This window comes from Salinimicrobium oceani (assembly GCF_012037645.1).
The window spans coordinates 1-479 of the sequence record NZ_JAAVJR010000522.1; the positions used below are offsets into that span (position 1 = coordinate 1).

Sequence of the window (479 nt, forward strand, 5' to 3'; positions counted from 1 at the left end):
TCCAGGGTGGGTTATTTTGATTAGGGACATCAACTAAATCAAACCTAACAGATCTTGGAGACCTGTTAGGTTTTGAAATTTGAGGGATTATGAAACAGGATGTTTTAGAGCCGGGAATAACTTACCATATTTTTAATAGAGGAAATAATGGAGAAAATATTTTTAAAGAAGAAACCAATTATAATTATTTTCTCCATCTGATTAAGGTTCATTTAAATCCTGTTTGCGATATATATGCCTATTGTTTACTCAAAAATCATTTTCATATTCTTCTTAAAATTAAAGACGCAAATGAACTTTCAATAATTCACCAGCAAAAGCCCTATTTACCTTTTTCAAATATGTTCAATGCCTATACCAAGGCTATAAACAAGAGATATATTCGATCCGGAAGCCTTTTTCAGGAACATTTAAAAAGGAAGCGGGTTAAGGATGAAAAGTATCTTATTCAATTAATTGCTTATATTCATTTAAACCCG

1 protein-coding gene is annotated in these 479 nt (G+C 30.9%); it reads left to right on the plus strand.

Annotated elements, in window-relative coordinates:
- Positions 1-89 precede the first annotated feature (89 nt).
- Positions 90-479, plus strand: a 390-nt coding sequence (locus HC175_RS18040; protein ID WP_209310074.1) for a transposase, incomplete at its 3' end; no start/stop codon positions are given.